The organism is Curtobacterium sp. VKM Ac-2889 (assembly GCF_015350855.1).
Taxonomy (GTDB): Bacteria; Actinomycetota; Actinomycetes; order Actinomycetales; family Microbacteriaceae; genus Curtobacterium; species Curtobacterium poinsettiae.
In genome coordinates this window covers 303,193-310,346 of record NZ_JADKSC010000005.1, presented here as the reverse complement: position 1 = coordinate 310,346, position 7,154 = coordinate 303,193, and the positions used below count along the sequence as shown (strand labels likewise).

8 protein-coding genes are annotated in these 7,154 nt (G+C 72.0%); 6 read left to right on the top strand and 2 right to left on the bottom strand.

Annotation, left to right across the window (positions count from 1 at the left end; genetic code table 11):
* The first annotated feature begins 128 nt into the window (after nt 1–128).
* From ITJ50_RS16595 to ITJ50_RS16570, 6 genes are read left to right on the top strand one after another with little or no spacing between them, the layout of a single operon-like run.
* Nucleotides 129–644, top strand: a complete 516-nt coding sequence (locus ITJ50_RS16595) for a GNAT family N-acetyltransferase (RefSeq protein WP_017885822.1) — start codon at nt 129–131, stop codon at nt 642–644.
* Nucleotides 641–1,303, top strand: a complete 663-nt coding sequence (locus ITJ50_RS16590) for an HAD-IA family hydrolase (protein ID WP_194590957.1) — start codon at nt 641–643, stop codon at nt 1,301–1,303. The genes ITJ50_RS16595 and ITJ50_RS16590 overlap by 4 nt, the downstream gene beginning before the upstream one ends.
* Nucleotides 1,300–1,950 (top strand): HAD family hydrolase, encoded by a 651-nt coding sequence (locus ITJ50_RS16585; RefSeq protein WP_194590956.1) that lies wholly within the window; start codon nt 1,300–1,302, stop codon nt 1,948–1,950. The genes ITJ50_RS16590 and ITJ50_RS16585 overlap by 4 nt, the downstream gene beginning before the upstream one ends.
* A gap of 19 nt (nt 1,951–1,969) precedes the next feature.
* Nucleotides 1,970–3,730 carry an AMP-binding protein gene (locus ITJ50_RS16580; protein ID WP_194590955.1) on the top strand — a complete coding sequence of 587 codons (1,761 nt, stop codon included), beginning with the start codon at nt 1,970–1,972 and terminating at the stop codon, nt 3,728–3,730.
* Nucleotides 3,731–3,750: 20 nt separating this feature from the next.
* On the top strand, nt 3,751–4,293 hold the full coding sequence (locus ITJ50_RS16575; RefSeq protein WP_194590954.1) for a GNAT family N-acetyltransferase: 543 nt from the start codon (nt 3,751–3,753) through the stop codon (nt 4,291–4,293).
* A 31-nt stretch (nt 4,294–4,324) separates the two neighbouring features.
* Nucleotides 4,325–5,182 carry a hypothetical protein gene (locus ITJ50_RS16570; protein ID WP_194590953.1) on the top strand — a complete coding sequence of 286 codons (858 nt, stop codon included), beginning with the start codon at nt 4,325–4,327 and terminating at the stop codon, nt 5,180–5,182.
* Here ITJ50_RS16570 and ITJ50_RS16565 read toward each other — a convergent pair whose 3' ends face one another.
* Nucleotides 5,183–6,412 carry an MFS transporter gene (locus ITJ50_RS16565; RefSeq protein ID WP_194590952.1) on the bottom strand — a complete coding sequence of 410 codons (1,230 nt, stop codon included), beginning with the start codon at nt 6,410–6,412 and terminating at the stop codon, nt 5,183–5,185.
* Nucleotides 6,409–6,945 (bottom strand): winged helix-turn-helix domain-containing protein, encoded by a 537-nt coding sequence (locus ITJ50_RS16560; protein ID WP_017885816.1) that lies wholly within the window; start codon nt 6,943–6,945, stop codon nt 6,409–6,411. The genes ITJ50_RS16565 and ITJ50_RS16560 overlap by 4 nt, the downstream gene beginning before the upstream one ends.
* Nucleotides 6,946–7,154: the final 209 nt, after the last annotated feature.

Genomic DNA, 7,154 nt, shown 5'->3' with positions numbered 1-7,154 from the left:
GGTGGAGAACCAGCGGTGTGCGGCTGGTGAGCGCTCCGGGTGGTTCCCGGTCGTTGCAGGTGATTCGGCACCCTCTGCCCGTCGGATTGGGACGACTTCTCCGGGCCCGTCGCCCCTAGGCTCGGGGCATGCGGGGAACGACGATCCGACCGACCACCGAGGACGACTGGGAGCGGGTCCGTGCGCTGCGGCTCGAGATGATCCAGGACACCCCGAAGGCCTACGGGGAGCGGCTCGCCGACGCCGAGCAGCTGCAGGAACGTGACTGGCGGCGCCGCGGTCGCCGTGAACACGACGTCGGCGGGACGACCCTCGCCGCGATCGACGCCGACGGCACGTGGGTCGGGACGATGGGGGTGTACGTCCCCGGTCCCCGTGTCGGACCGCTCCTGGTCGGCGTCTACGTCGCACCCTCGCACCGGGGTCGTGCCACTGGTGTCGCCGATGCGCTGCTCGACGAGATCGAGGTGTGGGCGGCGACGCACGGGTCGGCCCTGCGGCTGCACGTGCACGAGGGGAACACCCGCGCGCAGGCCTTCTACGCCCGGCGCGGCTACGAGCCGACGGGCGCGACCGAGGCGTACGTGCTCGACCCGAGTGAGCTCGAGGTCGAGATGATCCGACAGCTGCGGGGATCGCTGTGACCGCCGGGGCGGCCGGGGCGGCCGTGCCCGCTGTGCGGTGGCTGCTGCTCGACGTGGGCGGGGTCCTCGAACTCGTCGACGACGCCGCGTGGCCCGGACACTTCCGGGCGCGGTGGGCCGAGCGGCTCGGGATGACGACGGACGACTTCTCCGCTCGGCTCGTCGCAGCCGACCTGCCCGACGCCTCGCGGCAGACCGGCGTCGTCGACCGGTACTGGGGTGCGATCGGCACGGCGCTCGGGCTGTCGGCCGAGCAGCTCGCCGTCATGCGCGCCGACTTCTGGGATGCGTACTGCGGCACCCTGAACGAACCGCTGTACGACTTCCTCGCCGGACTCCGCGGCACGATCGGCCTGGCGATCCTGTCGAACTCGGGCGACGGTGCCCGCGAGGAAGAGGAGCGGCGCTTCCGGTTCTCGGCGGTGTTCGACCCGATCTGCTACTCCCACGAGATCGGCGTGAACAAGCCCGATGCCGAGGCGTTCCGGATCACGTTGGACCGCCTGCAGGCGACCCCGGCCGAGGTGCTCTTCATCGACGACGTCCCGGAGAACATCGCGGCCGCCCGTGCACTCGGCATCGGGGCGCACCTGCACGTCGACACCGACGAGACGATCCGGGTGCTCGACGCGGTCGTGCGGGGGAGCGGCCGGCCGTGACCGTCGGCATCGTGTTCTTCGACGTCGACGGGACCCTCGTCACCCCCGGTTCCAGCAGCAGCTTCCTGGCAGCCCGGTTCGGGCACCAGCGAGCCCTCGACCAGGCAGAGGCCCGGTACGCCGACGGCGAGCTCACCAACCAGCAGGTGAGCGAGGTCGACGCCCTCGGGTGGCGCGGCACGGCCACTGCGACGGTCGAGCGGTGGCTCGACGACCTGCCGGTGTTGCCCGGCACCGACGCCGTCGTCGCCTGGTGCGCTGCGCACGGCGTCGAACCCGTGCTCGCGTCGCTCGCCTGGCAGCCCGTGACCCGCTCCTTGGCGCGGCGGTTCGGGTTCGTCGCGAACGGAGGGCCCCGGGTGGGGGAGCACAGCGGCGTCCACGACGGCTCCGTCGCGGAGCACTTCGACGAGTTCGACAAGCGGGACCGGGCGCTCGCGCTCGCTCGCGACCACGGTGTCCCGATCGAACGCTGTTGCGCCGTCGGGGACAGCCGCTCGGACATCCCGCTCTTCCGGGCGCTCCCGAGCGCGCTGGCGCTCAACGCGAGCCCGGCTGCACGTGCGGCTGCGAGTGACGCGATGGACGCGGACGACCTCTCGAGCATCCTCCCCTGGCTCGACCGCTGGCTCCGGGGACTCGCCTGATCGATCCGCTCCGAGGCGGATGCGGCATGATCGGTCCGTGTCTTCTGTGAACCCGACCGACGCGTACCGTGCCGCCCGCGACCAACTCCTCGCTGCGGACTCTCCCGAAGCGGCACGCGCCGGGTTCCGGTGGCCCGACGTCGGCGAGACGTTCAACTGGGCGTCCGACTGGTTCGACGTCATCGCGACCGACAACGTCCGCACGGCGCTCTGGATCGTCGAGGAGGACGGCCGTGAACAGCGGCTGAGCTACGCCGAGATGGCCGCACGCTCCGATCGGCTCGCCGCACGCCTGCACGGCTTCGGCGTGCAGCAGGGCGATCACGTCCTCGTCATGCTCGGCAACCAGCTCGAGCTCTGGGAGACCATGCTCGCCGTGATCAAGCTCGGCGCGGTCATCCTGCCGACGTCGACGATGCTCGACACCGCCGACCTGCAGGACCGTGTCGACCGGGGTTCGGTGGCGCACGTCGTCACGAACCAGAGCGAGACACACAAGTACGACGACGTCCGAGGCGCCTTCACGCGCATCGTGAACGGCGGCCACTCCGACGGCTGGACGGAGTACCCGAGCGACCTGGGCGAGCCCGCCCCTGAAGGCGAGGCACGCCCGCGGGTCATCACCCGCACCACCGACCCGTGCCTGGTCTACTTCACGTCCGGCACCACGTCGAAGCCGAAGATGGTCGTGCACACCCAGACGTCCTACCCGGTCGGGCACCTCAGCACCATGTACTGGCTCGGCGTCCGCCCCGGTGACGTCCACCTGACGATCAGTTCGCCCGGCTGGGGCAAGCACGCCTGGAGCTGCTTCTTCGCGCCCTGGATCGCCGAGGCCACCGTCTTCATCCACAACACCGCACGCTTCGACCCAGCCGGCCTGCTCGCCCAGCTCGAACGCGCCGAGGTCAACACGTTCTGCGCCCCGCCCACCGCCTGGCGGATGATGCTCCAGTCCGACCTCGGCGCGAAGCCGCGTGCCCTGCGCGAGGTCATCTCGGCCGGCGAGCCGCTCAACCCCGAGGTCATCGGCCGGGTCGAGGCAGCGTGGGGGCTCACCATCCGCGACGGCTACGGGCAGACCGAGACCACCGCGATCGTCGGCAACGCCCCCGGAGCCCCCGTGACCCCCGGAGCCATGGGCAAGCCGCTGCCCGGCGTCACCGTCACGCTGCTCGACCCCGTCACCGGCGAACCGGGCGACGAGGGCGAGGTCTGCCTGGACCTGACCGAGCGGCCCGTCAACCTGATGGCCGAGTACCTGGGCGACCCCGATCGCACGGCGTCGTCGATGCGCGACGGCTTCTTCCACACCGGCGACATCGCCGTCCGTGACGCCGACGGCGAGCTGACGTTCATCGGTCGCACCGACGACGTGTTCAAGTCCTCCGACTACAAGGTGTCGCCCTTCGAGGTGGAGAGCGCGCTGCTCCAGCACCCGGCCGTGGCCGAGAGCGCGGTCGTCCCGGCTCCCGACGATGCCCGCCTCAACGTCGTCAAGGCGTACGTCACGTTGGCCACCGGATGGGAGGCGTCGGCCGACACCGCCAGACAGGTCCTGGAGTACGCACGCACGGCTCTCCCCGCCTACGCGCGTGTGCGCCGGGTCGAGTTCGCGGAGCTGCCGAAGACCATCTCGGGCAAGATCCGTCGCGTCGAGCTGCGGGAGCGCGAGGAGCTGTCGGTGACCAACGGCACACGTGCCGAGGGGGAGTGGCGCGACGACGAGTTCCCCGGCCTCCGCGCGCCCCGCCCGCACGCCGGACCCGCTGCCGGCTGATCGACTGGCGGAGCTCACACATGGTCGTCGTCCTGCGCCCGTGGTCCTTGGACGACGCGGCTGCACTCCTCGTCGCCAGTCGGTCGGACCCGGATCTCGCGACGCAGTTCCCGGAGGTCGGGCTCGATGACGAGGAGCATGCCCGCGCGCACGTCACGGGCGCACTGCGGTTCGACGACCACGCGAGGAACTGGGCGATCGTCGAGGACGGGGTCGCGGTCGGCAACGTCGGTCTCTCGGCGATCGAGTTCCGGCACGGCACGGCGTGGGCCCACTACTGGGTGGCAGCCGATGCTCGTGGCCGAGGACTCGCCGCTCGTGCGCTGACGAGTGTGTCGAGCTGGGCCTTCGACGCCGGTCTCTTCCGCCTCGAACTCGGACACCGGACGAACAACCCGGCGTCGTGTCGGGTCGCCGCCGCCGCCGCAGGGTTCAGCGCGGAGGGCATCGAACGGCAGAAGCTCCGGTACGGCTCGGAGCGGTTCGACGTCGAGACGCACGCCCGCCTCGCGATCGACCCCGCGCCGGACCTGCCCGGGTTCGAGGTCAGGACGACGTCCTGACGGCTGCCCGGTCAGTCCCTAGGCTCGGCACGTGGAACTGATCACGGACGTCACGCGCGGCGACTGGCTGTTGGCCCGGGCCGGCGAGTTCGCCACGTTCGGCGGCGTCGCGGGCACCGGCTCCGAGGCGTACGCGCGGATCCTGCACCCGCTCCGCGCGGATCGCGAAGACCGCTCGACCGTGGACGAGTACGACGACCACCCGGTCATCGAATCGACCGAGTGGCGTTGGGCCGCCGTCGCCGAGCGCACCCGTCGGACGATCGATCCCCTCGTGTCGTGGCAGACGCTCAGCGGTCGGGACGACGAGTCGGACCTGCCCTTCGAGGACGGCTGGGTCGTCCATCCACCCGAAGAAGGCTGGTACGAGCCGACGCACCTCGCCGCGCTCACCGAGCTCCTCGCCGACGCGACGTCGACGCCGGACGACCTGGTCGGGGCGATCTGGGACGGATGGGGCGACCTGAACGGGACGTCGACGTTGGGCTTCGGGTGGCAGGGGAACGGCGAGCCGACGGCGGCCGAGCGCGCGGAGATGCAGGCGCACATGGCCCGGGCTCAGGCGCAGCACGGGCGGGAGCAGGCTGCGCTCCGGGAGTCGCTCGCGGGTCCGCGCTTCCTGTGGCCGGCCCGCGAGTGCTTCCTGCTCTCCATGTCCCTGCCGCAGCTCAGCGACCCGTCCTGGACGGACGACGCCCGCGTGGGCACGTACGTCGACGTCGGGCACACCCCGCAGATGCTCTGGCCCGAGGGGCACGAGTGGGTGCTCGCCACCGAGATCGACTGGGACTCGACGATCGTCGCAGGCTCACGGTCACTCGTCGACGCGATCCTCGCCGACGCCCGGTTCGAGGCGTACGAGGTCGACGCGGACGCTTCCCCGGGCTGATCAGACCGGTAGGGCCACCTCGGTGGTCACGCGCCGGACACTCCGGGTGGACGCGGCGACCACGGTGGCGACGACGATGACGACGGCGCAACCGACCAGGGTCGCGGGCGTGCCGACCGCGTGCGCCAGCGGTCCCACCAGGGCCTCGCCGAGCGGGACGGCGACGAACGATCCGACCATGTCGTACGAGTAGACCCGCGACAGCACGGCGCGGGGCACGTTCGACTGCAGTGCGTGGTCCCAGGCGATCGCGAACAGCTCGAGGGCGATCCCGCCCAGGGCGAACGCGACGAGCAGGGTCGGCAGGGCCGGGGCGACCCCGAGCGCCACGACGGGGAGCGCGGTCACCGCCATCAGGGCGACACCGATGCCGAGCGCACGCCGGGGCCGCCACCGCAGGGCGATCAGCGCACCGAGTGCCAGGCCGACGGTCTGCGCGGCGACGACGAGCCCCCAGGCCGCCCTGCCGAAGGAGTCGTCCGCGACGACCGGTCCGAGCACGGTCGTCGCGCCGACGAAGGCGGCGTTGAGCACTGCGAACTGGGCGACCACCGTCCAGACCCAGCGTCGTCCCGCGAACTCGACCCATCCCTCCCGGATGTCCGCGATCACCGACGGACGGTCGGCCGGTGCGATCGACGCGCGACGGGGCAGGCGTATCCGCGCGTACAGGGCTGCGGCGACGGCGAAGCCGGCGGCGTCGACCGCCAGCCCCCACCCGGCACCGACGAGCGCGACCATGCCGGCCCCGGCGGAGGCACCGACGATCGTCCCGGCGTTGATGCTCAACCGGATCACGGCGTTCGCCGGACGGAGGAGTGCCTCGGGCACGGTCTCGGGCACCATGGCCGCGGTCGTCGGCAGGCTCACCGCGGCGACCGCGCCGTTCAGGATGCTGAGCACGACCAGGAGCGGGACGGTCGCCGTGCCGGTCAGGACCAGCGCGGCGACAGCGGCCTGTGTCACCGCCGCGCCGAGCGACGTGGCGACGAGCACGACGTCGCGGGGCAGGCGGTCGGCGATGACCCCGCCGAACAGCAGGACCGCGACGTTCGCGACCGAGCGTGCGGCCACGACGAGACCCAGGTCGACGGGTGAGCCGGTGAGGTCGAGGACGGCGAACGCCAGGGCGATCGGCGCGACGGCGTTGCCGACGATGCTCACCGTGCGGGCTGCGAGCAGCCAACGGAACGGTGCGTGGGCGAGGACGCCCGTGGTCGGCGTGCTCACGGTCGCCGCATGGGGAACATCGAGACGGTCATCGACACCGGCACCGTGCCCGGGGTACGCGGGCGCTGCGCTGCTGCGTGGAGCAGGGCGGACGCCTGGCCGACGTGGTGCACCACGCGCCGCCACGTCTCGGGGCCGACCCACAGTTCGGCGTCGGTCGAGACGGCAGGGCCCGTGGTCCGCTGGTGCAGTCGTCGCCGGAGCTCCTCGACCTGCGCCTCGACGTAGACGAGCTGGTCCTCCACCGAGATGCGTTCCGGGTGCCCACCATCGGGGACGGCGTCGAGGTCGAACGGTTCGGACGACGACTCGTGCCGGTACCGCTTCGCCTCGCCGCCTCGGAGCCGCACGACCTCGACGACCGCGACCAGCCCCGCCCGTTCGAGCACCCGCAGGTGGTAGCTCGCGGTGGCCTGCGAGAGGCCGAGTTCCCGCGCGGCCTCGGCCGCGCTCATCGCGGTGCTCGTCACCAGCGACAGCAGGCGGAGCCGGATCGGGTGGGCGGTCGCCCGGAGGGACTGGAGGCTCGACATGCGACCATCGTCGCCGCTGCGGTCGAGACCGTCAAACGGCTCTTTGGGGGTTGCGCACCAGGGGCACCTCCGAGCCCCTGCACCGGTCTTTCGCGCTCAGCGACATCTCACGGGCCGCCGCGCGCGTGAACTGTCGCCCAGCGCGAAACAGCGCGACCCCCGCCCGCGTCACCCCGCCCCATCCGCGTCAGCCTGTGGGAGCACACATC

Coding starts and splice junctions, on each gene's coding strand:
- ITJ50_RS16595 (WP_017885822.1), top strand. CDS start 129: ATGCGGGGAACGACGATCCGACCGACCACCGAGGACGACTGGGAGCGG.
- ITJ50_RS16580 (WP_194590955.1), top strand. CDS start 1,970: ATGCGGCATGATCGGTCCGTGTCTTCTGTGAACCCGACCGACGCGTAC.
- ITJ50_RS16575 (WP_194590954.1), top strand. CDS start 3,751: ATGGTCGTCGTCCTGCGCCCGTGGTCCTTGGACGACGCGGCTGCACTC.
- ITJ50_RS16560 (WP_017885816.1), bottom strand. CDS start 6,945: ATGTCGAGCCTCCAGTCCCTCCGGGCGACCGCCCACCCGATCCGGCTC.